Origin of the sequence: Ornithinibacillus xuwenensis, from assembly GCF_039614845.1 — a bacterium.
GTDB classification, from domain to species: domain Bacteria; phylum Bacillota; class Bacilli; order Bacillales; family Amphibacillaceae; genus Ornithinibacillus; species Ornithinibacillus xuwenensis.
This window is the reverse complement of record NZ_JBDIML010000001.1, coordinates 420,874-447,367: the sequence shown is the minus strand read 5'-3', so window position 1 is coordinate 447,367 and position 26,494 is coordinate 420,874. Positions and strand designations below refer to the sequence as shown.

The window sequence follows — 26,494 nt, the reverse complement described above, 5'->3', positions numbered from 1 at the left end:
GATATTCAGTATTACTTACTACCGTTTTAAAATATAACTGAATAGACAAGGTGAGAATTCTCATTAGTAGCCAGCTATTCAGTCGGAATGATTATTAAATTTAAATAAATTAATGTCATTAAGGCATTTTAACTAAACTTCAATATCAGGGCAATAGGTTCTATGGGGTTTGTTCTGCAAAGAAACTATATTAACCCTGCTACTTCCATTTACTTTATGGCGTTTAAGCTTCACCAACAGCTATTATTCACGGCCAATCGTATCGTTTAACTTCTCGCGATATTTATCTTTCCAAGTCTTCGCATCCTTCACTAGTTCTTCACAAAAAGAGGCTACATCTTCACCTGTTAGTTCAGTGACTTTCTTGCCTGATGCTGCACCTTCTTCAAATAAATCAAGAATAGCACCAAAGATACGACTTATATCCTTCCAGTCGGTGAGGCCACCAGCAGTCCACATATATTTTTGAATAGCTTTATAGGCGTTATGATACTCACGTGGAAGTCCCTTCGCACGAGCCTCCATTGCCTTCCATTCTCGCTTATCATCCAGACTTCCGATGATTTTTTCAATAAAATTCATTTTAACTTCTCCTTTTGATTTCTTTAGTTTTAAGTTCGTTCATTTTGCTTGAGATGAAATTCCATTTTACCCAAAATAGTTCAAGTTGCTTTTGACCAGCTTCGTTAAGCGTGTAAAATTTTCTCGGAGGTCCCACTGTGGATCGTTTCTTCTCGATGTTCACCAGATTGTTTTTTTCAAGCCGCATGGTTATCGTATAAACTGTACCTTCAACTACATCAGTAAAACCAAGTTCTCGCAGATGCTGTGTGATTTCATAACCGTAAGTTTCTCCACGACTGATGATCTCCAGTACACACCCCTCGAGTACACCTTTAAGCATTTCTGTGATATTTTCCAAATTTATCACCCATCTGTATTTGATTATTTTTTAGTACTCTGTATCACTGGTATTAAGTAATACTGATTACTACTATATAGTAACGCTTAGTACTGTTGCTGTCAACCATTAATTATAAATTAAATTGTTTTGGTTTTGGATAGGTACATGGTTGGTAGTGTACCTTCATTTTCATCATCGTAATTATTTATTACTAACTTTTAATCGAGAAGATGCTACTGAATAAAAATTCAATGGGTAAAAAAAAGAGTAAATAAAGAGATAATTCAAATATTACATTGAAATCATTGGATCTATTACTTTGCTTTATTATTTGTATCCATCTAATACAAAACATCACCATTTCAATAGAAAAGCAATTTATTTATTATTTATCTTTTGAAACACTTTTGTATGTTTGTCAATCTAATCATCTACCTCCCTCTCAAACATTAACATCTTATCTATGTTGAGCCACTAAATAAGCACCAATAAGTTTATACAATAAGTCTATAATTCCCTCTATATACCCTGTGTGTAGTTAACAATATTTACGAACTGCTTGCCTTAAACGATGTTCTGTTATTTTCCAATGTGATGTGTTCCATACAACTTGTTGGTTATTTATGAGGAGAATTTGAGGTGATTTGTGAGGAATTTTTGTATCTCTTGCAATCTCATTGGATAATCTTCTGCTTTCAATAACTTTTACCATAAAGCAATCCATTTTATCTTCCCCACCCTGTTGAAAAGTCTGTACGTGCTTAAAGGCTCTAGCACTAATCATGCATGATGTACTATGCTTAAAGACTAATATTGGAGAATCCGTCGAATCTTCCAAAAGAACATTCCATTCTTCAAGTGTTACCATTTCATTAATAGGCTTCATGTGTAATTCCCTCCTAAAGTATAATAAGTCAGAACTTCTTTACTGGTGATTACGTTTGTCTAAAATGGAACCTATGATTAATCCTAATACAATTCCTATTGAAATACTTATGGCTACTTGATTAATAGCCACCCCTATGCTAGTACCAATCCCAACACCGAGGACAATTCCAAGTCCACGAAATCCTGAATTTCTCATATTAAAGTTCCTCCTCTAATGTTATAGTTATCCATAAAAACTAAAACAACAAACTGAGTTATATAAAATACATACGACTTTATACAAGTTAAGTTTCATAATTTCCTTCATTACGATTTAGTAATACTTATAAACATACCACTTCTGAAATACATTAAATTCTCTAATAACAGAACTAATCATTATTATGGAATTACTTATCCTAACGAAGAATTATTGATATATTTTATTCTTTTTTTAGGTGGATGTTTTTTCAAAATCAGTTGGTTTTTCATTCGGTTCTATGAATTTTCTCCAATTCTCACCATTTAGCGAAAGAAAACAGCATATGTAATAAATCCCAGTATTACGATAAGAATAATTACACCTGTAACCTTCCAACCTAATCCGCCTACTAAGTCAACTAGGTTTCCATTTCCACCTCTATTGAACGAATCAATCAAATTACCAGCTGGGTTGCCTTTCCATTGCTGTTGTCTTAACATTTCTCTTCTTTCTTCAGGTGTTTCTCTGTCTGTATCCATTTTGTTAACTAGTGCAGCCTAATGTATTAAGAGAAATAATGTACTTTTTTATAATGTGCTTTTCTCCCCAAAAGTAATTTTCATGTTAGGAGCGTAAATTAAAGAGGAATCCATGTTAAATACTTGTGAAAAAAGCAGTTCTGCCTCAAATTGCACATGTGCTTCCTTAGAAGAGATTCCACGTTGTATCATATTTTCAATAAAAAGATCTTTATCTCCTGGTATTCCACCTACTCCTTCTTCTTTTAACGAGTAATATAATTTTTGCTTATCCAGTTGGCTCTTTTCCGGATGAAGGAAATTAACCTTATCACTGACCCTACATTCTATGTTCTTTACGCCCAATTCTGATAAATATTGAGGAACTTTTACACCAATATTTCCATCTCTTCCAGTATTATTTGTACGCTCTTCGAATAATTTCTGTAGAACACCAAGTGGAACAATTTGTGATTGTTTACATGTTTCTAACTCATAAGAGGCCATACCCGAAATCCAATGTGGTTCAAAGCAAATAATTTTTCCATTGTTTACGATAGAATTTACCATTCTTTGAAGCATTTCTTTTGGTTCTGACAAATGCAGTAAGAAAGCGTGACAAACAGCTATGTCGTACTTATTCTCCAATTCTATCTGATTAGTATCTGCAACCAGAAATTCAGTTTCATATGGTAAATTAAGAAAATATTCTTTGGCCTTATTAATAAGTTTTTGCCCTTTATCTATGCCTGTATATTTCGATCCTTTTGGTAAAAGAGGTAATAATTTAAGTCCTAAATACCCAAATCCACAACCAAAATCAATAATATGTACTGGTTTAGAAACCTTCCAGACGGTATTTACTAAAAACTCTAAGTAGTCGTCATTATAGTATAAATCTCTCGTTCTTTTGAGGTATTCCAATTGATTATCCCAATAATACTCCTCCATTTAATTTCACCCTCTCTTTCTATTTAAAGAACAAATTCAAATAAACTTTTCAATCCTATTCTGTGAATCTAGCCCCAACATCTATTTCAATACTAACATAATTTTCCAAAAACATTTAAACTATTATTATAAAGAAAAAGGCGTTCAAATAATGATCGCCTTGCCAACTGTTGCACCCAATAGTTCAATATCAGGTATATGTTAATTTATTGAGATTCGATTTTATTCAAAGCCTCTGCTTGACTCATAAAAGATTCCATATTAGGACTTATTGTAATATCTAATCCTAATCCAACTTCACGAAGTGTTTCCCGTAAGTTCTCAAAGTTCTTCTTATCCACTTCCGTTAAGTCCGCAAAACTATATAATTCATCATTAGGATATCGTTCTAAATTAAAATATAAATGTTCAAGAATCTCCTTATCGCTTGTAGAAAGAGTTCCTAACTGCTTTCCTGTAGTCATTCCAAGCCAAATGCCGTTTAGTACATCGTCTAATTCTGTTGTAACCAAGTTAGGTTCAGACCAATTATTATCCATCTGATTAGCAATTAATCCTTCCAATTCTACTAAATTACTTTGGACTTCTGTAACAAGAACTTGCTCCTTTACGAAATTCATCTTTATAATTCCCCAAACAACAATTGCGAAGAGTAATATATTTAAACCGATAGAAATTCTAAAAAGTAATTTCCTTCTTTCACTCAAGTAAACTCCACCTTTATATAAATAGATTACTATGAAAATCTGCCAGAGTATTTATTTTTTATGCCTCGTTAGCACTAGATATTAATATGTTAATACTGTATGTAATTCCTTTTCTTCATCTTCATCCGATAGTATTTTAATCTTTACTACGAATAATCCTTTTTCATTTTACGAATATAGGCAATTTGCCCAATATGGTAAGCATTATGTGTAGCGGTGTTTCCTATTAATGCCCACCACTCAGCTTTAACTGGAAAACCATTAACACTTGATTCGAGTTTCCTTTCTGTAATCAAATCTTGCCAACGTAAAAGTATCTTTAGTAACTCTTCTTTAAGTTCTGCAATATTTTGATCTTCTGATGGAAGAAAACTGTCTGCATTATCTTCTATAGATTTTACGGCGTTAACGTTAGATTTTTCATACCTTAATTGCCATACTTTATTCCAATAAATAAGATGTTGAACAATTTCTGTGATACTATGACTCGCACCATCTGGTTTCCATTTAGCCTCTTTATCGGAGATCCCCTCAACTGATTCTTGAAAGGATACATACCAACTCCGGTCATTTGCATTTGCTAGTAACTGGTCTAACAACACTGTTTTTGCATGAATTATTTTAACCCCTTCTCCCTTTTTAAAAATTCTCTTGTAACTTGTGGTAATATTTCAATAAGAATCTATATGACTACATTCACATAATCTAAATACTCTTCCTTTCATTTCACTTGTTAAGGAAATGATTACCTTATTTTTACTATTGCACACACATAGATTCAATTCTTAATAATACTAAACTTGATTAATCTCTCCGACTCCCCACCCCATTATATAGTCAATATGATACCTTCAGCGCTCTTATATTTCATTGAGTGATTTTCTTGTAGGTAATACACAACGTTCATCAAGGGTAGCACAATCGTATATTGTTCTTAACCCTGTTCAATAAGGTAATTTATTTCTATTTGCATAGGGTCCTCACAAATATTTGAATATGAAAATCTCACTTCTCCAATAAATTATCTCCCAGTTATCGCCCTCTCCTTGTATACTTGACTATCAGATCAAGCTGCTATATATACTGTGAATAAATACAATACAGACTTTTTTCAAACGTAATATTTCTAAAAATTCATTTTCCTAATTGAACTTTGGGAAGAAATATAAAAAGTACTCTGAGATGTAATTTAAAATACTTTATAATTCTTCCTCCTGAATGATTACCCAATACTTATATGCTTGATCATACAACAATGTAAGGATAACCTCCTGTTCCACCTCATAAGGAACACTATTTTCATCCGTTATTATCTCATTTACAAAAGTGACTGGAACAAGTAATTTTTCCGTATAATCAGGACCTGGTTCATACAGCATTTTTTCAAAATTGATTTTTACGTCTAATGATTCTCCTCCTGTTATCTCCGTGACTGACATTTTCTTATTGTACTTATCTTTTAATTGTTTAGATACATTAGTCAATAAATCACGATCTCTATTGATAAGGGTGAAAAGTCTTTGTTTGGCAAATGTATGAATAATATCACTAATTAAAACTTTAAAACTATCTTCTAAAACAGGAATGTTAGCAGTAATGTCATATACTTCTATTCCTGCTTCTACAGTATAAACCTTACTTTTTGTTTCTCCCCAATAAAAATATCTCTCCCCTTGTATAGTTGTTCCAACTGGCAATTCACCGAAATTAAGTTGATCGGATACACTTTGGGGTTGGTCTTCTCCATTGATGGTAATCGAAGTATCGGTGATGTCGGTCACAAGTGTTACAGGTACCTTTTCAACTGATTCAGTTTTTCCCGAATCTTCAGTTCCTATCCCTTGTTCTGTTCGATCTGGCTTCACGAAAAAGTTGGATATGAAAAAATACATGGTTATTCCAAAAAAGAAAATAATAAAAAATAAGTGAATTTTTTTCATTGCAAGTCACCTCCCCAATTGTACGTTTGCAATAAATAACTATGATTTTAAAAATTCAACTTCACTTCCATCTCTTAATTCCCAAAATCCTAAAGTAATGAAATATAGACCACCTAAAATTGAAGCAATTGTAAGTATAAAGACTACATTTCTCATCTCCATATTCCCCTTTACGTTTTTTTTCCTACATATTTTATAACTATTAATAACGCAATATTAAAATAATTATTATTAGAGGAAAACTATTTAGCTGTCTTATTCCTCTTGCTGCATTAAAGTAGTTATAATTCCTGGGATGATCTTGCTTTGCCTTTATTAAAAATGTCAATTAAATTTTATACGGTTAACCATTTTTATACCGCCTAATAACATCTTTACTATTAATTCATTTTTCATAAAATTGCCCGATTAATTTCTGCTGACTTAATACTAACATAATTTTCCAATAAATATTATAAAACTACTTGTATAAGAGAAAAAGCTATTCAATTAATGAACTGCACCCAATTGTTAGACACAAAAACAATTTAAGGTGCAGTTCTATTAATGATAGCCTTGAGTATTGCACATGTTGTGGTAGGTAGTTACTTTTTCTATTCTTTTATAAATTCATAGGACATGTCTTTATGTAATTTATTGATTATATTTTTGTAATGACTTACTTTATCCGTATTACTCATTTCAAAATCATAATCGCTAATTACCGCTGAATACTCGCTGAATTCTTTATCGCTTTCTTCAACTGTAAATTCTATTGTTAAATTTTCATTTTCATTTTCAAAATGAATTGCAAGTTTATCATCATTTAACTCATATGTTCCTTCTCCATCGTTAATAGAACTAGTTTCTACTTTTCCGTCTGAAAATTCTAATGTCATTATGGAGTGATATTGATCAGGATTGCTATCAGGTCCCCCACGTGTAGAAAGATTGAAAGTTTTACCAGACAATTCATCGTTATTACAAGCTGTTAATAAAAGTACTAATACAAATAATAGAAAAATTAATCGCTTCTTCATGTTGATAACCCCTTTTCATAGTGGATATAACATTATATACGAGTGAGGGCAGTTAAAAGTTTCATTGAATGAATATTAAGTTATAAGTTTACTGTACACTACCTTCGAATAACGATCATTTTTCAATAAATGCTAGTATTGATTTTCTAAATTATTACATCACGTCAACCAACTATGATGACCTTGTTTAGCTATCGTATCTTCTCTGGGACACTTCTAAATTCACGGGAGGCGCTCATTTAAGACGATTCTCCAATGATTCTATTGCCAATTTAAGTGCTGTTATGCGATGCTCATTTAATGTTTTTTGAGAACTTCCTTCTTTTGCCTTTGCTAGCTGTTTTTCGATAGATGGAATTACACATTGCAGAACTTCTGTTGTAGTTAAAATAACATCCTGGCCATAGGAGAACTCCTCTCCATTCCATGTACCTTTGAGACTTTCTAAACCAACTTTAACAGCATTTTTTCTCTTTTCGACAAGGGTGGTATTGGAACCTTTCGCTGTCATACTATTAACAGCATTGGTAAGTTTATTGAAAGTAGATTCCAAGGATTTAATAGACATATCTTTAATTTCCTGGCTAATGCGCTCCAAATAGGTACCCCTCTTTCTTTTTAGTATTTCGTATTGGGACCACAAGATTTCAAAAACAGAAAAACGAAGTTATTTAACTTATCTACTTGGTAAGTTTGATAGCTTCTAATTCAGTATTAACACATTTTTTTGACTCAATTCTATTTAACCAGTTATAAAATAATGCGTTAAATACATCGGTTTGTTCAATTTGTAGGTTGTGACCGGCCATATCAAGTACTGCAAAAGTTGCCCTCGCGTAATCTTCATTAGCCTCCACGAATCATATGTTTCTCCCCCAAGATAGTTTATTCAACTCTTCTGCCCAGTTAGCACAACAACTCTATACATTAATATTAAAATATTCCAAACAATCACCCCAAAAATAAAGACCATCAATTTGATGATCCCTTGCTTTACTCTTCCACTCGTTAATTCAATAAGAATTGAACTTCTATTAGCTAGTTTAATTAAAAAGTAACTCGCTGTTGTTTGTAACCTTAAAGATTAATTCATTGAACTGTTTAATAGTAAGACCAGGATTTTCTTGCCCGGTTTCTTCTGAATACATTCCTTTCCGAATCAACTCAAGTTCATTTTTAAGAGTCTTTAAGTACTCCTTTTCTGATTCATCAATTTCACCATCTTCACCAAAACCAGGAATTCCCCTATGAATGAAATAATTAGTTTCTGTTCGTATCTCATTATTTAGTAAATTGTTTCCTGTTTCCAATATAAGACCAGTACGTTCAACACGCTTTTCAATCTGGTAAAGAATCTCTGTAAGACCCTCTTCTTTTTTTTTTGTTTCAGGCGTTAATGATAAAACAGTATCTACGGATGAGATTGACAGGTCTAATTCATGATAAAAATGATTTAAAAATAATTCATATTGCTTATTTGATTCTTTCTTTTCTTGGAATAAAAGTATCCCCATTATCACAACCAGTATAACTGATATTAACAAAATATAATTTTTTATTTTCACCATAGTATTTTGGCTCATTATATCCCTCTATTTTCATAATACATGTAGTGCTGCTGAAGTAACGCATCCGTTACTTATTTTATTCTATGTTCTTCCCTAAAAGCCTTTTTGACTCTTTCTATTTGGTCGAGATGTCCACGTATATGTTCGACTCGAAAGTCCAATAAATCTTTGAATGTAAATCTTGCACCATCTTGATAGACTGCAACTCGCTTAAGCTGTTCAGTTGTTAAATTATGGATAATAGGTAGCATGCTAAAACGAAGCATTTTAAAAAGTAGAAGATATTGTTCACGGTCTAATTGTTCATATATCAAAGAACTTGCCCAAGCATCTTGGTCAGGTGCAGGTAATAGTGGTTCAGGCTCTGACAAAACTTTTTTCATTCTATGATTTGCAACCAATTCTGAATCTGTTATATGAATAATGATCTGGTGTATACTCCATTTATCCTTGCCTGGTTTGAATCTAAGCTCTTCCTCAGACAAATCTCTAATAGAATTTTCTATCATCGTATATCCTCGACTGTATTCTTCAATTAACTCCTCCATTTTTGTTTCCTCCTTAGCAGGGAACTGAATAATTATTCAATATCATTTTTATCAAGGATCTAATATCGTTTTTTCATAACCTCGGTAATTCATTTTGGTTTTCTTCAATGAGGCTCACTCTCTTCTAACGAATAACCCCTTGAGGAATACTAAGTACTATTAATCTATTAATGTAATATCCTAATATATCTTAAAAACAGAAGTTTTATATTTTTTCTATATTTTTTGCTAGGAAAACGTAATAATAGCTAATTAAAAATAATACTTCTAGTAAGAATAAAGCACCCATTAAAGTAGTTACTAACATTGGAATAAAATTAAAGACAGCGCTCATACCTGCCAGAATAAATAACAACAACATAATGTTTACTAGATTGTATAACGGCTTTGTATCCGTTTGACCAGTTAGACTGTCCATCATCTGGAAAATAATAATATATACCATAAACATACCCGCAACAATAAACACAACCCCAACCAAAACTATAATTGTCTCGATCGTAGTTGACATATCCATTGTTAACGGTGAATTATCTGTAATACTCAACAAGAAAAAGATAATGCTATGAGCAATCATGGTAATGACATACGGTTTTACCTTCAATATTCTTTGATTAGTTCTCCCCAATTCGTTTACCCCAAAAAATATCGATACATATCCTATAATATTCGTTATGTAATAAATCGCTCCAATATCCCAAAAACTAAAATTTGTATTGAAGAAAACAAAGATTAAACCAACGAAAATATTTATCATAAATAACTGGCCTCCTTTATAGCTGCTATTTAAAACTAGAATTGGTAAACACTCTGTTCAACTAAACTAACTTGCCTGTTTGCACACTATCAACCTCGATACTAACAAAATATTCCATAAACTTTTTTTGGAATATGAATTGAAAAGATGGCGATTTATATGATGGCCTCGTAAAACTAAGGCATGATTCTGGAACTATGCTTTTTATTTTTTGATGCTTGTAACTACAAAAGTTATACCTTTTTCCAGACAGTCACTGTCTATATTTGAAGCATCAACTCCACCACCACCACCTTCTACAGTATCCCCTTCAAGGAGGTTTCCATGGTCTGGTATTTTAACTCCATATAGATCATTTTCTGTATATGCAGTAGTACCCTTTGGCCAAATGGGTACCTTAGTTTTATTTAAATCATCTTTGATAGTGCTCCTAATATACAAGCATTTGGTTTCATTATCGTATATAAGAACACCTTTAAGTTCTGCTTCCATACCTTCGCCTTCATTATCATGAGTCAAAACGATTGGATCTCCATCGGATATTTTAAATTTCTCATTCCTCTCAGATCCACTACACCCGTTTATTACAAGTAAACAAATAATTATAACCATACTACCAATTTGTCGATTCACTTTATGCACCCCATTTCATTGTACCGATGGCGGAACACAAGATAAACATCAGTCTTACAATACATTATACTGCCACCTTAGAACCAAAATTTCTTATTTAACAGTTGCACCCCCTAATTCTGTTAAAGAATTTAGATAGTCTCGGGGAGTGTTGGTTGAATTTATCTCATTATCTTTGACTGATTTTGACATCTTCTGAAAAGAATATTCCACTGGTTCCTGAGTAATTTTTTGAAGTGTATTTTTATTTCTCTCTACTAATTAACCTCTAAACATACTTTGTTTATAATTCGATAAAATACTTGATTCGGTTTCTATTTTATAAGCATATAACAATTTAATAATAACATAATATTCCAAATATAATTTCAGGAATTTCCCCACAAGAAAAGGCGATCTTCTTGAATCACCTTCTCAAACTTTCTCAGCAATAATTTCCATACTGTTACCTTTTTTGCTTCGACTGCTCGACTAGGAAAATCTCTTCCTAAAAAGCGTTTTATTTGTAAGAGTTTACTTAGACATAATCTCCTATTTCTATATTAGTTAAAGACAAAAGCTCTCCATCATTTTTGTTATTACAGTACAGTCAGTTAAATAAACTTTACACAGATATGCTATATCATCTCGGGCGCCAAAATCTGTAAATGGACAATCAACTAAAAGGTGTCCTTTTGAATTAATTCTGCCTACAATAGTTTAATAACGGAATCCTTTAGCTTTCCTGAAAAAACCCACCTCTTGAATAATTCAAGCGTTCTACTAGAAATAGAGAAGGATTTTCATAACTATTAATATTTATAAATATCCTTTAACGGGCTGTATCCTGGATTGAAAGTAAATGGAATGAAGGTTCCAAAAACACCTATTCCTTCAATTAGTGTCCTACGACCTTCTTCATCTTCAAGGGTAATGCCCATCTTATTTATCAGAATGTAATCGTCTGTACTTCTATGTACAACTTTTTCCTGCGAATTATTATTGACACAGTTGTCTCCAATACACTCTATATCATACTTTTCCACTAACCATTTATTAAAAGTCTCTGGAGAAGGTTTTGATAATAATAAGGTTAGAAAAAGTAAAATAATTAACGCGGAGGTAAAGATTTTAATTCTTTTTTTCATAGATGCCCTCCTTGGATTTGATGAAATAATTAATCATTGCATGTGTACAATGCTATTCAATAATTCTATTAAAAACTCTCACACCCCCCCCTAAGGTTAATAGGGTATTATCTTCCCTACTTGAAGTAATACTCCCGTTTTAGTCATTTGGAACCAACAATTATCCTAAGTGATTATGAAACCACCAAGAAATAAGAATCATACTCACTATTCCCCATGCTGTGGTACTCACTATCCACCAAATTATGGATTTAGCTTTTGTTGAACTTCCCTCTTCTTTCATATTTGCTGTTATAGAAGCGAGCTTTCTTTCCATACCTTTTTTCACAGAAGTGAGAACAACAAATCCGATTATTATAAAACCAATAGTTATCCAGAGTAATAAGTCCACCTTAGATACCTCCCTTTATTTATGAATTACTTTTCTTTCTATTATATTAATTCAATTATCCTGCCTCATCAGGACACTATCTTTTTCAATATTAACATAATATTCCAGGGAAGAATTTTAGCCAAAATAAAAGACAATCCGACTTAAAGAACTTAAGCATTCGTTTGTTGAATAATTTCTCCAAATTATCTACTTACCTAATATTGATTGAATATGATTCCAATTGCTTTATTAGTTTAGAAAAGTCATCGTATGCTATCCAGTCCTTTTTAAGTTTATATTTACGTCCGTTTTCTAAGTGAAGAAAAACTTCCTTTCCTAAAATTTCACACTTTCTGATTTCACTGTATTTAACCTTCTTTTTATGCAACATACCTAAACCTTGGAGGTGTATGGTAAGTTTATCATTTGTTAAGGTTAAATAAGTTAGATTTTTTCTTGTTAAAAATGATATTCCTAATAAGATAAAACATATTCCCGAGAAAAGATAAGTTGAAGAATAATAATTAATAGCCCCCCAAAATTGTACTGCCGCAAATATAAATGCTACTACCGCAATTATTTTCCAGACTGTTTTGTCTGCTATTTTTATTTCCATCCTTATCCTCCCTTTGTACTTAAACTAAACTGCCGTTAGCCAAAGTCCAAAATTATCAAAATATTCAACTATATTTTACCATAAGAAGTCACGATTACTACGATTACTAGTTAATCAAAAACACCAGAATACTAATCCGAGTTACTGTTAATTCCATCTTCCTCTAGTGCAAAAAAGGATACGAATCTCAATAGATCGTATCCCTAAATGCTATTTAATAACTTAAATAATATCTTAAATAAAATTGTAAGTTGCACAAAATTCTACTCTAAAATACCTACAGTTGGAATAAACGGATTTAATATTCCTTCAGGACTTGATAGTCTAAACATACCATTTATATAATCGAGCTTCATATTTTCTGCAAAGAATACTGCCTGAACTTCCGTGATCAAAGTGGGAAATTGCTCATTTTCCACATCGATATGCCTATTCTCCCTTTCACTGATAAGCGAAAAGGTTGGTAGCCCACTAACAGCACAGCCCATTCCTTTTGTATCATATCGAAGTAATATATAGGTGTGGTTAGCTTGGTTTATTTTGTTAATCTTCTCTAGTGCGGATTCCGTTATTGAAAGTTTCATGCTGTCTCTCCTCAATTGTTATTTTTTGTTAAATTGTTTTTTAAGTATTTTTTCCATCATGCTAGGAAAAAGTTGATACAGCTTACTACCAAATTCCATCCACCAAGGCATATTAATTTCACGCTTATTGGTAAACAAATGGCTGGTAATTTTGGTTGCGACCTGTATTGGATCTAACATGTAGGCTTCGACATTTTTTCGATAATTTCCCTCTGGATCAGCATGGGAAAAGAAATTGGTTCGTACTGGTCCTAGATTCACGGTCGTGACTTGAATATTATGGTTAGCTACCTCTTGGCGCAGAGCATTGGTAAATCCGATTATTGCATGCTTGGTAGAGGCATACACTGCAGACTTTGGTGTCGCAATTTTTCCAGCTTGTGAGGCGATGTTAACTATATGTCCCTCTCCCTTTTCAATCAAATGCGGGAGAATAAGCTTTGTTACCCGAATTACGGCCAGTACATTTAATTGAAACATGAGCTGAACTTCCTCAACCGAGGTTTCCTTCACAAAATTAAATACACCAGAACCCGCATTATTTACCAAACCATGAATGTGCTGGTGATCATCTAGAATTCTATGAATTACCTCATCAACCTCATGATCATTTGTAAGATCAACCTTATAATAATGGCTGTCAATCTGATAGGCTTCTTTAAGCTGCTTTTGTAATTGTCGTAACTTATCGATCGATCTAGCAAGCATTATCGGTATTCCACCATTTGCTGCAATTTGCTTTACTAGCATCTCACCGATACCACTTGATGCTCCTGTTACGATTATGTTCTTTCCAGAAAGCTTATCTTGCATGATAATACAAAACCCCATCTTCTATTGTTTTAGTAACATATCCCTTGTCTTCCAAGTAATCTAATTGACCAATTGTTTCAGACATAGTCAAATCGATTTGTGTGTTGTATTGTCTTGGAAATAATTTCTCACATAACTGGTACGATGTCTGTGCGTATTCCTTTAATAAGCCCAGAACCTTATTTGCCCTACTTTCCTGTTTTTCGATGCGTAATGAAATAATTTCATCCACATCAGAAAATATCTTTCCATGTCCAGGTAACACAACTTTAATACCTAAATTAGCGCACTTCAATAAATTCGCTCGATATTGTAAAAGTGGCTTCGGCCTTTCTGTCTCATTTAGTTGTGGTGGTTCAATAATAGGATTCGGACTAATATGATGTAATAAGTGATCCCCACCAATAAACGTACCATCTTTTCTCAAGAAAGACAGATGACTTTGTGCATGCCCTTTTGTCTCTATTACTTGAAATTCAGGATGACCAGGCAAACTATCGCCTTCCTCAATTGTTTGAGTTAATTCCCCTTCTCCTGCCCATTTTAACGGCGTCCTAATCTTTTCTAGGAATGCACGGAATCGTTCTGGGACTCCATGTAAATTAAAAAAGTCATGGAAGTACTGTTCATAATATGTAAAATATTCATTATCTCTAGTCAGCCATCGATTTACATTTTCATGAGCAATTACACGTTCTGCGCGATCAAATCGATCTACTAATCCAGTATGGTCAGGATGATGATGTGTTAAAATGATTTGTTCAATATCCTGAGGACTGTAGCCAATATTCTTTAGCTGTAGAACTAGCGCTTGCCACGCTTCATCCGTTTTGACCCCTGCATCGATTAAGGATAATGTATCCCCTTTAACAACATAAACATGTACATCTCCAACTGCAAAAGGTGTTGGCACCGTAATTTGATGGATTAATTTTTCTTCTATTTTCATGTCTTTCCCCCACTCAATAAAAATGAATCATCGTTCATTCATCTTTTTTCCATTGTAACGCTAAACTATATAGAAGTCACTTATCACTTACTCTACTACCCTACATAATTACTTGAAGTTGCACTCCTAATTTGTGTATTGGTTGACTTTCCTATGAAATTTTTACAAAATCAAATTAGAGGTGAAGGACTTGACAACGAAAATCATTGCCCATCGCGGCGCAAGTAAATTAGCACCAGAAAATACAATGTATGCTTTTGAACTTGCGTATAAGCTTGGTGCAGAAGGTATCGAAACAGATGTCCAGCTTACAAAGGATAAAGTGCCCGTACTTATTCACGATGAAACATTAAAACGAACGACCAGTGGATCTGGTTATGTTAAGAATTTTACTTACGAAGAATTAAAGAAACTGGACACAGGCACTTGGTTTTCTCGTGACTTTAAAGGAGCTAAGATGGTCTCATTAGAAGAATTCCTTGTCTGGATCAAGCCTAAAGATATGTCCATTAATATTGAGTTAAAAAATAATAAGATAGACTACAAGAATCTCGAATCAATTGTTTACCATAGGCTCAAAGAGCACCGATTGCTTGAACGGACAACAATTTCTACATTTAGTACGAATAGTGTAAGAAGGCTTAAGAAATATCGAGATGAATTGGGAATTGCTTTGTTAACCTCTAAAAGGATACCCAACCTTGTTGAATATGCGCATGACCTTGGCGCAAATGCACTTCATATTAAATATCGATTGCTCCATGAGCAGATTATCCAGCAAGCTCATTCTCTAAAAATGCCAGTGCGTGTTTATACCGTAAACAAATATAAATCAATGATGAATTGCTACGCGAGAAATTGTGATGGAATTTTTACCGATGCCCCGTATAAAGCACTTACTTTCCGAAAACTATTTCATTACAAAAAAGAACTATTATAGGAGGAATTATTCATGGCAAAATTATTTTCACCAATTACCTTTAAGGATATGACATTGCAAAATAGAATCGTGATGTCACCAATGTGTATGTATTCATCGATAAACGAAGATGGTAAACTTACCCCTTTTCATATGACCCATTATATTTCACGAGCAGCTGGTAAAGTAGGTTTAATCATTCTTGAAGCAACTGCTGTACAAACAGCTGGCCGTATTTCTGCACAGGACTTAGGAATATGGAATGATGAACATACAGATGGATTATCAGATCTTGTTACACAGCTACATGCCTATGGATCAAAAGCTGGAATTCAACTCGCACATGCGGGCCGAAAAGCACAGGATGAAGAAGTAATTTATGCCCCTTCATCCCTTGCATTTAATGATTCCTATAAGCAACCATCAGAACTCGACAAAAGTGGAATTAACGAGGTTATCGAGGCCTTTAGGAAGGCTGCTAAAAGATCCAAGGATGCGAATTTTGACATGGTCGAAATTCATGCAGCACATGGTTATTTAATCAACCAATTCTTATCCCCTCTTTCCAATAAACGAACTGATGAGTATGGTGGTAACCGTGAAAATCGATTCCGATTGTTAAAGGAAATTGTCGAAGCTACCAAAAAAGAATTTACTGGTCCTATCTTTGTTCGTATTTCAGCGGATGAGTATCATGAGGACGGTAATAAGGAAGATGATTTTATCTTCTATGCAAGACAATTAAAAGAGCTTGGTATTGATTTAATTGATTGTAGTACCGGTGGTGTTGTTCCAGCAAGAATTAATCCATATCCTGGCTATCAGATTAAACACTGTGAGACGATTAAACATCAAGCAAATATTCCAACAGGTGCAGTGGGATTAATCACATCTGGAATTCAAGCAGAGGAAATCATTCAAAATAATCGTGCAGATTTAATATTTATCGGTAGATCCTTACTCAAAAATCCTTATTGGGCAAAAGAAGCAGCTGATGAATTAGGGTATCCATTAGAAGCTCCTAAACAATATGAAAGAGGATGGAAATAGGAGGCAAGCTATGGAGTTATATTTTCTCGGTACTGGGTCAGGAGTACCATCAAAAGAACGAAATGTATCCGCAATCGCACTTATGTTACTTCAGGAAGCAAATAGTGTCTGGCTATTTGATTGTGGTGAAGCAACACAGCATCAAATCTTACACACATCGATAAAACCTAGAAAGATTACAAAAATATTCATCACGCATATGCATGGAGACCATATTTTTGGGTTACCGGGATTACTAAGTTCACGATCCTTTCAAGGTGGAACAGATGAATTAACAATATACGGTCCAACTGGAGTAAAAGAATATGTTCAGACAAGTCTGAAGCTAAGTGGTACTCACCTGACATACCCCCTCTCCTTTGTTGAATTTACGGAAGGTAAAATATATGAGGATGACAAGTTCACTGTGTTCTGTAAGCAATTAGAGCATGGAATACCGAGCTATGGCTTTCGGATTGAAGAAAAAAGTAAACCAGGTGAACTGCAGGTTGATAAGTTAATGGAGATTGGAATTAAACCTGGACCAATCTATCAACAAATTAAAGAGAATGAAGTGACAATAGTAGAAGGTGAACGAGAGATTCGCCGAAAAGACTTTATAGGTCCTGATAAGAAAGGTAGAAGCATCGCTATTCTTGGTGATACCCGGGCAACTGAAGTCAACGAAGACTTTGTTCGCTCAGTTGATTTACTAGTACATGAAGCAACCTTTGACAAGGAGAAGGAAGATTTAGCCTCTGCCTATTATCATTCTACTACGGTTCAAGCAGCATCGTTAGCCAAAAATGCGGGTGTTAAACAGTTAGTATTGACACATATTTCATCGAGATATCAGAACCAAGAGACGGATAATCTTTTGACTGAAGCACAGCAAATTTATGCCAATACTGAAATTGCTAGAGATTTCTATCAAATTAGTATTCCATCCAACTAAAGGAGTGGGCTTATGGGAGCTATACATCAATTAGTACACAAACAACGAGAATTTTTCCTAAATGGAAGTACAATGGATTATCAGTTTCGAATTGAGAAGCTAAGACAATTACGTCAGATGCTAGAGAAATATGAGAAAAATATATACCGTGCCTTAAAGCAGGATTTAAATAAATCGGCATTTGATACATTCACAACAGAACTTGGATTTCTATATAACGAAATTAAACATACCGAAAAAAATCTTAAGGAGTGGATGCTGGATGTGCCTGTTGAAGCTCCTATTACACATAAAGGCACGAAAAACTTTATCCGTAAAGAACCTTATGGCGTGACATTGGTTATATCACCTTGGAATTATCCCTTACATCTAGCAATAGCACCGGCAATTGGCGCGATTGCTGCTGGAAATACGGTTGTGATAAAGCCTTCTGAATACAGTCAATCGACCTCCTCCCTCTTAGCAAAAATGGTTTCAGAAACATTCGAACCGAATTTCCTTGCTGTTGTTGAAGGCGCGAAAGAAGTCAGTGAGGAACTTTTACAACAAAAATTTGACTATATTTTCTTTACTGGAAGTACCGCAGTGGGAAAGGTTATCATGAAGGAAGCGAGTAAACATTTAACACCCGTTACACTGGAATTAGGTGGTAAAAGTCCTGTAATTGTTGACAAGGATGCAAACATACCAATCACTGCTAAGCGAATCGTATGGGGGAAATTTACCAATGCAGGTCAAACCTGTGTGGCACCTGATTATCTATACGTCCATCACAAAATAAAAGATAAACTGCTTAAGGAAATGAAAAAGCAAATCAGGAAGCTATACCGAAAGAACGCGCTTCAAAATGATAATTACGTTCGCATCATTAATGAAGGTCACTTTAATCGTCTTTCATCCTATTTAACAACCGGTAAAATTATTCAAGGCGGAAATGTCGATTATAAGCAACTTAAAATCGAACCAACCATTGTAGACAACATCTCTTGGACCGATCCAGTCATGCAGGATGAAATATTTGGACCAATCTTACCTGTTCTAACATTTCGAAGTTTAACAGAAGTTATTTCCATTTTAAAACTTCATGAGAAACCTCTCGCACTCTATTATTTTGGAGAAAAAGAGAAGAACCAACAAAGCGTGATGACAAATTTATCGTTTGGTGGCGGATGTATCAATGATACATTGTATCACCTTGCAAATCCGAATCTACCCTTTGGCGGGGTTGGGAGTAGCGGTATGGGATCGTATCATGGTAAAAGTAGCTTTGACACTTTCTCACATCACAAAAGCATCCTGAAGCAATCAACTAAGTTTGATATTCCACTACGCTATCCAGGTGGAAAGCTAGTATTTTCTATCATTAAAAAGATCCTGAAATAATAATAGGCTCAAGTTATCGCAATCCATAACTTGAGCCTATTTTTTATAGTCATCTAGAAAATCCTTTTGAAAGCTCGTTCTTGGCTGTCCCTGATCCTCTACCTTCATCTCGACAAAAGGATTTTTTCCATACTTCTCTGTTAATTCATCTATAGCTAGATATAGCTTCTCCTTTTCCGCATCTTTTTTATAGGTAAACAAATCTAACTGCTGAACGATATTTTGTTTCTCCTCGATATCTTGTACCGTGATACCAAGTAATCGAACGGGTTCTTTATTCCAATGGACTTCAAATAACTCGAAGGCTACCTTTAAAATATCTACTTTTTTCTCAATATAGTTGGAAAGCTTCTTACTTCTAGTAATGGTTTTGCGATTATGATAACGAATGGTTAGCTGAACGGAGCCCCCAGCTACTTGCTTTCGTTTCATTCGAATCTCAACATTTTCAGCTAGAGAAGATAATAAGCTTCTAATCTCTGCTTCATCTGTTGTATCTAACGGTAATGTCTCGGAACTACCAATACTCTTAAATTCATTTACTGCATCTGGATCAACCACTCTAAGATCAATACCATTTGCCCGGTTCTTAAGTCGTTCACCATTAATACCTAATAGTTGCTTTAGTTGATATTCATCAGCTAATGCGAGCTCTCCAATCGTATTTATCGAAAGTCCTTGTAGCTTTTCAGCCGTTTTACTTCCAATACCATACATTTCTCTAACAGGTAATGGCCATAGCTTTTCAGGAATGTCTCTCTTCCTTAATATCGTAATGCCCATAGGTTTTTGCATATCGGACGCCATTTTGGCTAGAAACTTATTAGGTGCAATTCCGATACTACAAGGCAAATCCAACTCTTTTTTAATTTGTTGTTGTATCTTCTCCGCCAAGCGAACTGGATGCTGGTCATTACTTACATCCGATACATCCATATAACCCTCATCAATAGAGACTGGCTCAACAAATGGTGTTATGGAATATAGGATTTTAAATATTTCTCGGGAAGCAAATCGGTATCGTTCGAAATTAGGACGCATAACGAGTAAGTCTGGACACAGTTTTCGTGCTTGCCAAATAGGCATGGTGGTCTTTACACCTTTAGCCCGTGCTTCATAGTTACTCGTAATGATTATTCCTTTACGCTCTTCAGGATTACCAGCTACCGCTAGAGGTTTTCCTTTTAGTTCTGGGTTATAGGCAATTTCTACAGAGGCATAGAAGCTATTCATATCTAAGTGGAATATTATACGCGCTTTTTTAGCATTTATCTCTGCCATGTTAGACATCCTTTGCGAACAATTGTTTCTCTATGTATTATACCACAATTAAAAACGCGCTTTACACCCTTCAAATCTAGGTTTTATACCAATATGCTCAATAATTTCAATTTAAACGGTACCCTTTCCTCCCAGTGGTATTAAGGTATTGATTCTTTCCATACCAGTAATAATTGGCTTGGCTTGTGCTATTAGCTTTTGGGTAACTTCCAATTGTAAAGACGCTTCATGTGCTTGTTGATCACTCCATACCTCAAATACATACACAGCACTCGGCTCAGACTCTGAAGTACTTACAATGTATATTTCACAATCTTTCAGATTCTGCATCGATTCCGCAGCTTCTAACAAAATGTTAACTAGCGTATTTTGTTCGCCTTCTTTAACTGAAAACTTACCGTATAATCCGAATTTCTCCATCAAAAAAACCTCCTGAATTTAAAATTTCCATCATGAGCTTTAGTGCTCATTTTCAATACTTCTCTCTTTCGTAAAACTTGTCAATTCGTGAATCCGTTTAAATCCTACCCTTTCATATAGCCTGATTGCCTGTTCATTATTCCTATTGGTTTTATATTATCAAATGTTCTGAAATAAATATACAAATAAAAATGGCTAATATCATTATTAGCCATTTTCCTAACATATCTTATATTTATTTCGCTACTTCTTTAATAATTTCTGTAACAAACTCAGAGATCTTCACTAATTCTTCTACAGGAATTCGTTCGTTTGTTGTGTGAATTTCCTCATAGCCAACAGCAAGGTTTACAGTAGGAATTCCAAATCCAGCGATAACATTAGCATCGCTTCCACCACCACTTTGCAGTAGCTTGCTTTCCCTACCAATTGCTTGTGCTGCTCTCCTCGCTACTTCTACTACTTCATCTCCAGCCTCTTGCTTATATCCAGGATACATTACTTGAACTTTTACAATCGCTTCGCCACCAAGTTCTTTAGCAGTAGTTTCAAATGCTTCCTTCATTTTCGCTACTTGTGCTTCCATTTTTTCAGGAACTAAAGAACGTGCTTCCGCTAAAATTTCAACATGGTCAACAACAATATTCGTTTGTTTTCCACCTTCAAAACGCCCAATATTCGCTGTCGTTTCTTCATCAATTCGCCCTAAAGGCATTTTAGCAATGGCTTTAGCTGCAAGCGTAATTGCGGAAACGCCTTTTTCAGGAGCAACACCTGCATGTGCAGTCTTTCCTTTGATAATGGTATATATTTTCGCTTGAGTTGGTGCTGCAACGATAATGTCACCTACTGCACCATTACTATCAATTGCATACCCAAATTTTGCATTTATTAAGGCTGGATCTAACGCTTTTGCGCCAACTAAACCAGACTCCTCACCAACCGTAATGACAAATTGAACATCACCATGCTCTATATTACTTTCCTTCAAGGTACGAACCGCTTCGAATATCGCTGCAAGACCAGCTTTATCGTCTGCTCCAAGAATAGTCGTTCCATCAGAAACAATATAGCCATCTTTAATCGAAGGCTTAATACCTTTTCCGGGCACAACTGTATCCATATGGGAGGTAAAGTAGATTGTATCTGCACTTGATTTTGTCCCTTTCAATGTACAAATTAAGTTATTTGCTCCGTGACCAGTCTTTTCTTTTGCTTGGTCCTCTACAACCTCTAATCCAAGCTCCATAAATTTTTGTTTTAATACTTGCGCGATTTCCGCTTCATAGCCTGTCTCTGAATCGACTTGAACAAGCTCCATAAATTCATTTACTACTCTGTCTTTATTAATCTCTGTCATAGCTGTACAACCTCCTGAACGAATTAAAGTGGAATATTCCCGTGCTTTTTAGCTGGGCGTTCCTCTTTTTTATGATAAAGCATCTCCAATCCCTGGATGAGCTTTATTCGTGTATCTCTTGGATCAATCACATCATCAACCATTCCTAGTTTTGCTGCGATGTATGGGTTAGCAAACTTCTCCCGATACGTATGTATTTTCTCTTGTCGGGTTAGCTCAGGATTATCACTTGCAGCAATTTCCTTCGCATAAATGATATTTGCAGCTCCTTCAGGTCCCATAACTGCAATTTCTGCATTTGGCCAAGCAAATACTAAATCGGCACCAATTGATTTACTATTAAGTGCAACATAAGCACCACCGTATGCTTTCCGGACAATAACCGTTAATTTCGGAACCGTTGCCTCTGAATATGCATATAAAATTTTTGCTCCATGTCGTATGATACCACCATGCTCCTGTTTTATGCCAGGAAAGAACCCTGTTACGTCCTCGAATGTAATAATTGGGATATTGAAGCAATCACAGAAACGAATAAACCGTGCAGCTTTATCACTAGAATCAATATCAAGTCCACCGGCAAGATGCTTCGGCTGATTACAAACAAGACCAACTGTATTTCCATTCATTCTAGCAAATCCAACCACTACATTTTTGGCAAATTCTGCATGGATTTCATAAAAACTATCTTCATCGACTACTTGGTTGATGACATGCTTTATATCATACGGACGGGTTGCATCATACGGTACAATATCCACTAACTCTGGACGGTAGTCATTATCGTCTTGATGATAATCATATTTAGATGGTTTTTCACGATTATTATTTGGTAAATAAGAAAGTAGCTTTTTCACATGGTCTAATGCTTCTTCCTCATTCTTCGCTTTAAAATGTGCATTTCCACTTTTGGTGTTGTGAATATGTGCCCCGCCAAGATCCTCTGAAGTTATTTTTTCTCCGGTAACCGTTTCAATTACTTTGGGTCCTGTTATGAACATTTGCGATGTTTTTTCTACCATGATAACAAAATCCGTAATTGCTGGCGAATAGACAGCTCCACCGGCACTTGGTCCCATAATAACTGAAATTTGTGGAATATAACCAGAATAGATGGAATTCCGGTAGAATACTTGACCATATCCATCGAGTGAAGATACCCCTTCTTGAATTCTTGCACCGCCTGAATCATTCAGCCCAATAAATGGCACACCGTTTTTGGCTGCTAAATCCATTACAGAGGCGATTTTCTTCCCGTGCATTTCACCTAATGCACCACCATACAAGGTAAAATCCTGTGCAAACAAATAAACCGGTCTCCCGTTTATTTTTCCATATCCCGTAACGACACCATCACCTGCTCCGCTTGTTCCATTCATTTCAAAATCTGTTCCACGGTTTTCAATAAAGGTATTTAGCTCAACAAAGCTCCCCTCATCGAGCAAGTATTCAATTCTTTCTCTTGCTGTTAGCTTTCCTTTAGCATGCTGTTTTTCAATTCGTTCATCTCCACCACCTAGTTCTGCCTGTCTTCTCTTATCATATAGTTCATTTATTTTATCAAACATATCCATCATGATTTCGTTCCCCCAGATTCTTCACATAGTTCTAACAGTACGCCCTGTGTAGATTTCGGATGCATGAAAGCAATCTGTGTTTGATGTGCCCCTTCCTTTGGTTCAGAATTGATAAACTGGACACCATTTTTCATAAGATGTCTAATTCGAGTATTAATATCCTCAACATCTAAGGCAATATGGTGGATGCCTTCACCCTTATTCTCAATAAATTTATGAATTGGCGAGGATTCTTCTAGCGCTTCCAACAATTCGAACCGGCTTTCTCCTATTTTAAGAAATGCAATTCGAACCCCTTCAGATTCCACTTCTTCCATCCCCTCTAATACGAGTCCCAATGTATTTGTATAAAATGGTAACGCTTGATCAATCGAACGAACCGCAATACCAATATGGGATATTTTTTTGAATGGAACTACACGTTCAGGTTGAACAAGTTGCTTAATATAGTGAGCCATTTCCTCCATAGAAGAACCACTAGTAAAAATTTTATTAACTCCTTTTTCGATTAGAAAGGGAATATCTTCTGCTGGGATAACCCCACCACCAATAACTGGGATATCTGCGGCATTCTGCGCTTTTAACTCCTCGATTACTTTAGGAAAAAGCGTACGATGTGCTCCAGACAAGGAGGATAAGCCGACAATATCTACATCCTCTTGTATTGCTGCCTTGGCTATTTGTGCAGGTGATTGTCTTAAACCTGTATAAATAACCTCCATTCCATGATCTCTTAGACCCTGCGCAATTACTAACGCGCCTCTATCGTGTCCGTCTAACCCTGGTTTTGCTATTAATACACGTATATTACTCATGTCAACAATCTCCTTTCCCATCTCGTTTCTTAGATGCTACCGTACTCCCCAAATTCTTTTCGAAGAACATTACAAATTTCCCCAACAGAGGCATAGGCTTTCACTGCATGTAGTATGTGTGGCATAAGATTTTCATCCGCTTTTTTTGCTGCCCACTCGATCTGTTTGAGTGCGCTTTCAACTAAATCATTGTCTCGACTACTTCGTATGTCTTGTAAAGCTGTGATTTGTTCTCGTTCTAACTCCTCATTCACCTTTAACAGTTCAGGGTTGACTTCTTCATCAATTTTAAATTTATTTAATCCAACAATTATTTCTTCTTCTGATTCAATTCGCTTTTGTGTCTCATAGGCAGTTCGATGGATTTCTCGTTGCATATATCCTTCTTCAATTGCGGCAACCGCACCACCTAATTCCTTTATTTGCTCTAAATAAGTTTCGATTTCAGCCTCCACCTTATCGGTTAGTGATTCGATATAGTAAGAGCCCCCCAATGGATCAACTGTATCCGCAACACCACTCTCATGTGCAATTATTTGCTGAGTTCTTAATGCGATTCTAGCAGATTCCTCCGTAGGTAGCGCTAGCGCTTCGTCACGAGAATTCGTATGCAAGCTTTGGGTGCCACCTAATACTGCGGCTAAAGCCTGCATGGTAACACGAACGATATTGTTATCAGGCTGCTGTGCTGTAAGCGTTGAACCACCTGTCTGTGTGTGAAAACGTAGCTTCCAGCTCTTTGGATTCTTTGCTTGGTAATGCTCTTTCATAATTCTAGCCCAAACTCTTCTTGATGCTCTGAACTTAGCAATCTCTTCGAAGAAGTTATTATGAGCATTAAAAAAGAATGCTAGTCTTGGAGCAAAAGCATCCACATCAAGTCCCGATTCAATAGCAGCATCAACATATGCCATACCGTTTGCAATCATAAATGCCGCTTCTTGAACTGCAGTCGAACCAGCTTCTCGAATGTGATAGCCAGAAATACTAATCGTATTGAATTTAGGAAGATGCTCCTGACAATATTCAAAGATATTGGTGATAATACGCATGGATGGCTTCGGTGGGAATATATACGTTCCTCGCGCAATATACTCCTTTAAAATATCATTTTGGATAGTGCCGGTTAGCTTCTCCTTTGAGACACCTTGCTTCTCTCCAACCGCAATATACATGCATAGTAAAATAGATGCTGGTGCATTAATCGTCATAGACGTACTGACTTGATCAAGCGGAATGCTATCCAGTAACCTCTCCATGTCATGTAATGTATCAATGGCTACACCTACTTTACCTACCTCACCTTCAGACATAACATCATCAGAGTCGTATCCAATTTGTGTTGGAAGATCGAATGCTACAGATAAACCCGTTTGCCCTTGATCAAGTAAATAACGAAATCGTTTATTCGTTTCTGTTGCAGAGCCAAAACCAGCATATTGGCGCATTGTCCAATATTTGCTACGGTACATTGTAGGCTGGATTCCTCGAGTATATGGATATTCCCCTGGAAATCCTAATTTATCTAGATAACTGTCTTCTTTGTCTGGGTAATACAAACGATCTATATCAATTTCAGAGCTATTTTGAAATAATTCCTTCCGTTCAGGAAAGCGCTTTAAATTTTTTTCAATCGAATCTTTCCATTTCTTTTCAACATCTTTCTGATAGCTGTTCAT

Annotated in this window: 31 protein-coding genes and 1 pseudogene; 4 read left to right on the top strand and 28 right to left on the bottom strand. The window is 35.2% G+C overall.

All coding sequences use genetic code 11. The features are described 5' to 3' along the window. Positions 1-243: 243 nt before the first annotated feature. The 22 genes and pseudogenes from ABC228_RS02680 to ABC228_RS02575 all read right to left on the bottom strand — a co-directional run bounded on the left by ABC228_RS02680 (position 244) and on the right by ABC228_RS02575 (position 15,076). Positions 244-582, bottom strand: coding sequence for a DUF1048 domain-containing protein (locus tag ABC228_RS02680; protein ID WP_345823537.1), 339 nt, complete (start codon positions 580-582; stop codon positions 244-246). 1 nt (position 583) lies between these two features. Next, on the bottom strand, positions 584-922 hold the full coding sequence (locus tag ABC228_RS02675; protein ID WP_345823536.1) for a PadR family transcriptional regulator: 339 nt from the start codon (positions 920-922) through the stop codon (positions 584-586). 520 nt (positions 923-1,442) lie between these two features. Continuing rightward, positions 1,443-1,790 (bottom strand): bacillithiol system redox-active protein YtxJ, encoded by a 348-nt coding sequence (gene ytxJ / locus ABC228_RS02670; protein WP_345823535.1) that lies wholly within the window; start codon positions 1,788-1,790, stop codon positions 1,443-1,445. A gap of 39 nt (positions 1,791-1,829) precedes the next feature. Then, entirely contained in the window at positions 1,830-1,988 is a 159-nt protein-coding gene (locus ABC228_RS02665) for a glycine zipper domain-containing protein (RefSeq protein ID WP_345823534.1), read from the bottom strand. 308 nt (positions 1,989-2,296) lie between these two features. Beyond that, a complete protein-coding gene (locus tag ABC228_RS02660) occupies positions 2,297-2,512 on the bottom strand; it encodes a DUF6366 family protein (protein ID WP_345823533.1) in 216 nt (71 codons plus the stop codon). A gap of 48 nt (positions 2,513-2,560) precedes the next feature. Beyond that, positions 2,561-3,442: a methyltransferase gene (locus ABC228_RS02655; protein WP_345823532.1), complete on the bottom strand. Its 882-nt coding sequence runs from the start codon at positions 3,440-3,442 to the stop codon at positions 2,561-2,563. Positions 3,443-3,648: 206 nt separating this feature from the next. Continuing rightward, a complete protein-coding gene (locus ABC228_RS02650) occupies positions 3,649-4,062 on the bottom strand; it encodes a hypothetical protein (protein ID WP_345823531.1) in 414 nt (137 codons plus the stop codon). A gap of 233 nt (positions 4,063-4,295) precedes the next feature. Next, entirely contained in the window at positions 4,296-4,769 is a 474-nt protein-coding gene (locus tag ABC228_RS02645; protein ID WP_345824153.1) for a DinB family protein, read from the bottom strand. 579 nt (positions 4,770-5,348) lie between these two features. Continuing rightward, positions 5,349-6,089, bottom strand: a complete 741-nt coding sequence (locus ABC228_RS02640) for a TcaA 3rd/4th domain-containing protein (RefSeq protein WP_345823530.1) — start codon at positions 6,087-6,089, stop codon at positions 5,349-5,351. Positions 6,090-6,682: 593 nt separating this feature from the next. After that, on the bottom strand, positions 6,683-7,108 hold the full coding sequence (locus tag ABC228_RS02635; protein ID WP_345823529.1) for a hypothetical protein: 426 nt from the start codon (positions 7,106-7,108) through the stop codon (positions 6,683-6,685). Positions 7,109-7,343: 235 nt separating this feature from the next. Continuing rightward, positions 7,344-7,706: a hypothetical protein gene (locus tag ABC228_RS02630; protein WP_345823528.1), complete on the bottom strand. Its 363-nt coding sequence runs from the start codon at positions 7,704-7,706 to the stop codon at positions 7,344-7,346. Between the two features lie 82 nt (positions 7,707-7,788). Further along, positions 7,789-7,973 (bottom strand): annotated as a pseudogene (locus ABC228_RS02625) (alpha/beta fold hydrolase); the annotation flags it as partial. Between the two features lie 178 nt (positions 7,974-8,151). Beyond that, positions 8,152-8,691 carry a hypothetical protein gene (locus ABC228_RS02620; RefSeq protein WP_345823527.1) on the bottom strand — a complete coding sequence of 180 codons (540 nt, stop codon included), beginning with the start codon at positions 8,689-8,691 and terminating at the stop codon, positions 8,152-8,154. 56 nt (positions 8,692-8,747) lie between these two features. Then, on the bottom strand, positions 8,748-9,224 hold the full coding sequence (locus tag ABC228_RS02615; RefSeq protein ID WP_345823526.1) for a DinB family protein: 477 nt from the start codon (positions 9,222-9,224) through the stop codon (positions 8,748-8,750). A 205-nt stretch (positions 9,225-9,429) separates the two neighbouring features. Further along, positions 9,430-9,981, bottom strand: coding sequence for a hypothetical protein (locus ABC228_RS02610; RefSeq protein WP_345823525.1), 552 nt, complete (start codon positions 9,979-9,981; stop codon positions 9,430-9,432). Positions 9,982-10,185: 204 nt separating this feature from the next. Continuing rightward, positions 10,186-10,614 carry a hypothetical protein gene (locus ABC228_RS02605; RefSeq protein ID WP_345823524.1) on the bottom strand — a complete coding sequence of 143 codons (429 nt, stop codon included), beginning with the start codon at positions 10,612-10,614 and terminating at the stop codon, positions 10,186-10,188. A gap of 791 nt (positions 10,615-11,405) precedes the next feature. Further along, a complete protein-coding gene (locus ABC228_RS02600) occupies positions 11,406-11,741 on the bottom strand; it encodes a hypothetical protein (protein WP_345823523.1) in 336 nt (111 codons plus the stop codon). A 160-nt stretch (positions 11,742-11,901) separates the two neighbouring features. Next, complete coding sequence (locus tag ABC228_RS02595; protein ID WP_345823522.1) at positions 11,902-12,132, bottom strand: hypothetical protein; 231 nt, start codon at positions 12,130-12,132, stop codon at positions 11,902-11,904. Between the two features lie 193 nt (positions 12,133-12,325). Beyond that, positions 12,326-12,730 carry a hypothetical protein gene (locus ABC228_RS02590; RefSeq protein ID WP_345823521.1) on the bottom strand — a complete coding sequence of 135 codons (405 nt, stop codon included), beginning with the start codon at positions 12,728-12,730 and terminating at the stop codon, positions 12,326-12,328. 263 nt (positions 12,731-12,993) lie between these two features. Continuing rightward, complete coding sequence (locus ABC228_RS02585) at positions 12,994-13,314, bottom strand: iron-sulfur cluster biosynthesis family protein (protein WP_345823520.1); 321 nt, start codon at positions 13,312-13,314, stop codon at positions 12,994-12,996. Between the two features lie 18 nt (positions 13,315-13,332). Then, on the bottom strand, positions 13,333-14,127 hold the full coding sequence (locus ABC228_RS02580; protein WP_345823519.1) for an SDR family NAD(P)-dependent oxidoreductase: 795 nt from the start codon (positions 14,125-14,127) through the stop codon (positions 13,333-13,335). Then, entirely contained in the window at positions 14,117-15,076 is a 960-nt protein-coding gene (locus tag ABC228_RS02575) for an MBL fold metallo-hydrolase (protein ID WP_345823518.1), read from the bottom strand. Before ABC228_RS02575 ends, ABC228_RS02580 begins: the two co-directional genes overlap by 11 nt. Positions 15,077-15,266: 190 nt before the next feature. Here ABC228_RS02575 and ABC228_RS02570 point away from each other — a divergent pair, with 190 nt between their 5' ends. Genes ABC228_RS02570 through ABC228_RS02555 form a run of 4 tightly spaced genes read left to right on the top strand, consistent with a single transcriptional unit; the run spans position 15,267 to position 19,362 of the window. Further along, on the top strand, positions 15,267-16,016 hold the full coding sequence (locus tag ABC228_RS02570) for a glycerophosphodiester phosphodiesterase (protein ID WP_345823517.1): 750 nt from the start codon (positions 15,267-15,269) through the stop codon (positions 16,014-16,016). Positions 16,017-16,028: 12 nt separating this feature from the next. Then, entirely contained in the window at positions 16,029-17,045 is a 1,017-nt protein-coding gene (namA, locus tag ABC228_RS02565) for an NADPH dehydrogenase NamA (RefSeq protein ID WP_345823516.1), read from the top strand. A 10-nt stretch (positions 17,046-17,055) separates the two neighbouring features. Continuing rightward, entirely contained in the window at positions 17,056-17,979 is a 924-nt protein-coding gene (gene rnz / locus ABC228_RS02560) for a ribonuclease Z (RefSeq protein WP_345823515.1), read from the top strand. Between the two features lie 12 nt (positions 17,980-17,991). Further along, positions 17,992-19,362, top strand: a complete 1,371-nt coding sequence (locus ABC228_RS02555) for an aldehyde dehydrogenase (protein ID WP_345823514.1) — start codon at positions 17,992-17,994, stop codon at positions 19,360-19,362. Between the two features lie 36 nt (positions 19,363-19,398). On the opposite strand, the gene ABC228_RS02550 is transcribed toward ABC228_RS02555, so the two are convergent. The 6 genes from ABC228_RS02550 to ABC228_RS02525 form a co-directional block, all read right to left on the bottom strand. Continuing rightward, positions 19,399-20,643, bottom strand: coding sequence for a DNA polymerase IV (locus ABC228_RS02550; protein ID WP_345823513.1), 1,245 nt, complete (start codon positions 20,641-20,643; stop codon positions 19,399-19,401). 111 nt (positions 20,644-20,754) lie between these two features. After that, on the bottom strand, positions 20,755-21,063 hold the full coding sequence (locus ABC228_RS02545) for a putative quinol monooxygenase (protein ID WP_345823512.1): 309 nt from the start codon (positions 21,061-21,063) through the stop codon (positions 20,755-20,757). Between the two features lie 235 nt (positions 21,064-21,298). Then, positions 21,299-22,423: a M20/M25/M40 family metallo-hydrolase gene (locus ABC228_RS02540; protein ID WP_345823511.1), complete on the bottom strand. Its 1,125-nt coding sequence runs from the start codon at positions 22,421-22,423 to the stop codon at positions 21,299-21,301. A gap of 23 nt (positions 22,424-22,446) precedes the next feature. Then, positions 22,447-24,000, bottom strand: a complete 1,554-nt coding sequence (locus ABC228_RS02535) for an acyl-CoA carboxylase subunit beta (protein WP_345823510.1) — start codon at positions 23,998-24,000, stop codon at positions 22,447-22,449. Then, positions 23,997-24,815 carry a methylmalonyl-CoA epimerase gene (gene mce, locus ABC228_RS02530; protein WP_345823509.1) on the bottom strand — a complete coding sequence of 273 codons (819 nt, stop codon included), beginning with the start codon at positions 24,813-24,815 and terminating at the stop codon, positions 23,997-23,999. Before mce ends, ABC228_RS02535 begins: the two co-directional genes overlap by 4 nt. Positions 24,816-24,844: 29 nt before the next feature. Further along, entirely contained in the window at positions 24,845-26,494 is a 1,650-nt protein-coding gene (locus tag ABC228_RS02525) for an acyl-CoA mutase large subunit family protein (protein ID WP_345824152.1), read from the bottom strand.

Excerpts from the sequence above, each read along its gene's own strand:
- ABC228_RS02555 (WP_345823514.1), top strand. The coding sequence starts at position 17,992 with ATGGGAGCTATACATCAATTAGTACACAAACAACGAGAATTTTTCCTA.
- ABC228_RS02665 (WP_345823534.1), bottom strand. The coding sequence starts at position 1,988 with ATGAGAAATTCAGGATTTCGTGGACTTGGAATTGTCCTCGGTGTTGGG.
- ABC228_RS02585 (WP_345823520.1), bottom strand. The coding sequence starts at position 13,314 with ATGAAACTTTCAATAACGGAATCCGCACTAGAGAAGATTAACAAAATA.
- ABC228_RS02635 (WP_345823529.1), bottom strand. The coding sequence starts at position 7,108 with ATGAAGAAGCGATTAATTTTTCTATTATTTGTATTAGTACTTTTATTA.
- ABC228_RS02550 (WP_345823513.1), bottom strand. The coding sequence starts at position 20,643 with ATGGCAGAGATAAATGCTAAAAAAGCGCGTATAATATTCCACTTAGAT.
- ABC228_RS02650 (WP_345823531.1), bottom strand. The coding sequence starts at position 4,062 with ATGAATTTCGTAAAGGAGCAAGTTCTTGTTACAGAAGTCCAAAGTAAT.
- ABC228_RS02600 (WP_345823523.1), bottom strand. The coding sequence starts at position 11,741 with ATGAAAAAAAGAATTAAAATCTTTACCTCCGCGTTAATTATTTTACTT.
- ABC228_RS02580 (WP_345823519.1), bottom strand. The coding sequence starts at position 14,127 with ATGCAAGATAAGCTTTCTGGAAAGAACATAATCGTAACAGGAGCATCA.
- ABC228_RS02615 (WP_345823526.1), bottom strand. The coding sequence starts at position 9,224 with ATGGAGGAGTTAATTGAAGAATACAGTCGAGGATATACGATGATAGAA.
- ABC228_RS02590 (WP_345823521.1), bottom strand. The coding sequence starts at position 12,730 with ATGGAAATAAAAATAGCAGACAAAACAGTCTGGAAAATAATTGCGGTA.
- ABC228_RS02525 (WP_345824152.1), bottom strand. The coding sequence starts at position 26,494 with ATGAACAGCTATCAGAAAGATGTTGAAAAGAAATGGAAAGATTCGATT.
- namA (WP_345823516.1), top strand. The coding sequence starts at position 16,029 with ATGGCAAAATTATTTTCACCAATTACCTTTAAGGATATGACATTGCAA.
- ABC228_RS02640 (WP_345823530.1), bottom strand. The coding sequence starts at position 6,089 with ATGAAAAAAATTCACTTATTTTTTATTATTTTCTTTTTTGGAATAACC.
- ABC228_RS02660 (WP_345823533.1), bottom strand. The coding sequence starts at position 2,512 with ATGGATACAGACAGAGAAACACCTGAAGAAAGAAGAGAAATGTTAAGA.
- ABC228_RS02535 (WP_345823510.1), bottom strand. The coding sequence starts at position 24,000 with ATGATGGATATGTTTGATAAAATAAATGAACTATATGATAAGAGAAGA.
- ytxJ (WP_345823535.1), bottom strand. The coding sequence starts at position 1,790 with ATGAAGCCTATTAATGAAATGGTAACACTTGAAGAATGGAATGTTCTT.
- ABC228_RS02680 (WP_345823537.1), bottom strand. The coding sequence starts at position 582 with ATGAATTTTATTGAAAAAATCATCGGAAGTCTGGATGATAAGCGAGAA.
- ABC228_RS02540 (WP_345823511.1), bottom strand. The coding sequence starts at position 22,423 with ATGACAGAGATTAATAAAGACAGAGTAGTAAATGAATTTATGGAGCTT.
- mce (WP_345823509.1), bottom strand. The coding sequence starts at position 24,815 with ATGAGTAATATACGTGTATTAATAGCAAAACCAGGGTTAGACGGACAC.
- rnz (WP_345823515.1), top strand. The coding sequence starts at position 17,056 with ATGGAGTTATATTTTCTCGGTACTGGGTCAGGAGTACCATCAAAAGAA.
- ABC228_RS02620 (WP_345823527.1), bottom strand. The coding sequence starts at position 8,691 with ATGAGCCAAAATACTATGGTGAAAATAAAAAATTATATTTTGTTAATA.
- ABC228_RS02545 (WP_345823512.1), bottom strand. The coding sequence starts at position 21,063 with ATGGAGAAATTCGGATTATACGGTAAGTTTTCAGTTAAAGAAGGCGAA.
- ABC228_RS02575 (WP_345823518.1), bottom strand. The coding sequence starts at position 15,076 with ATGAAAATAGAAGAAAAATTAATCCATCAAATTACGGTGCCAACACCT.
- ABC228_RS02655 (WP_345823532.1), bottom strand. The coding sequence starts at position 3,442 with ATGGAGGAGTATTATTGGGATAATCAATTGGAATACCTCAAAAGAACG.
- ABC228_RS02610 (WP_345823525.1), bottom strand. The coding sequence starts at position 9,981 with ATGATAAATATTTTCGTTGGTTTAATCTTTGTTTTCTTCAATACAAAT.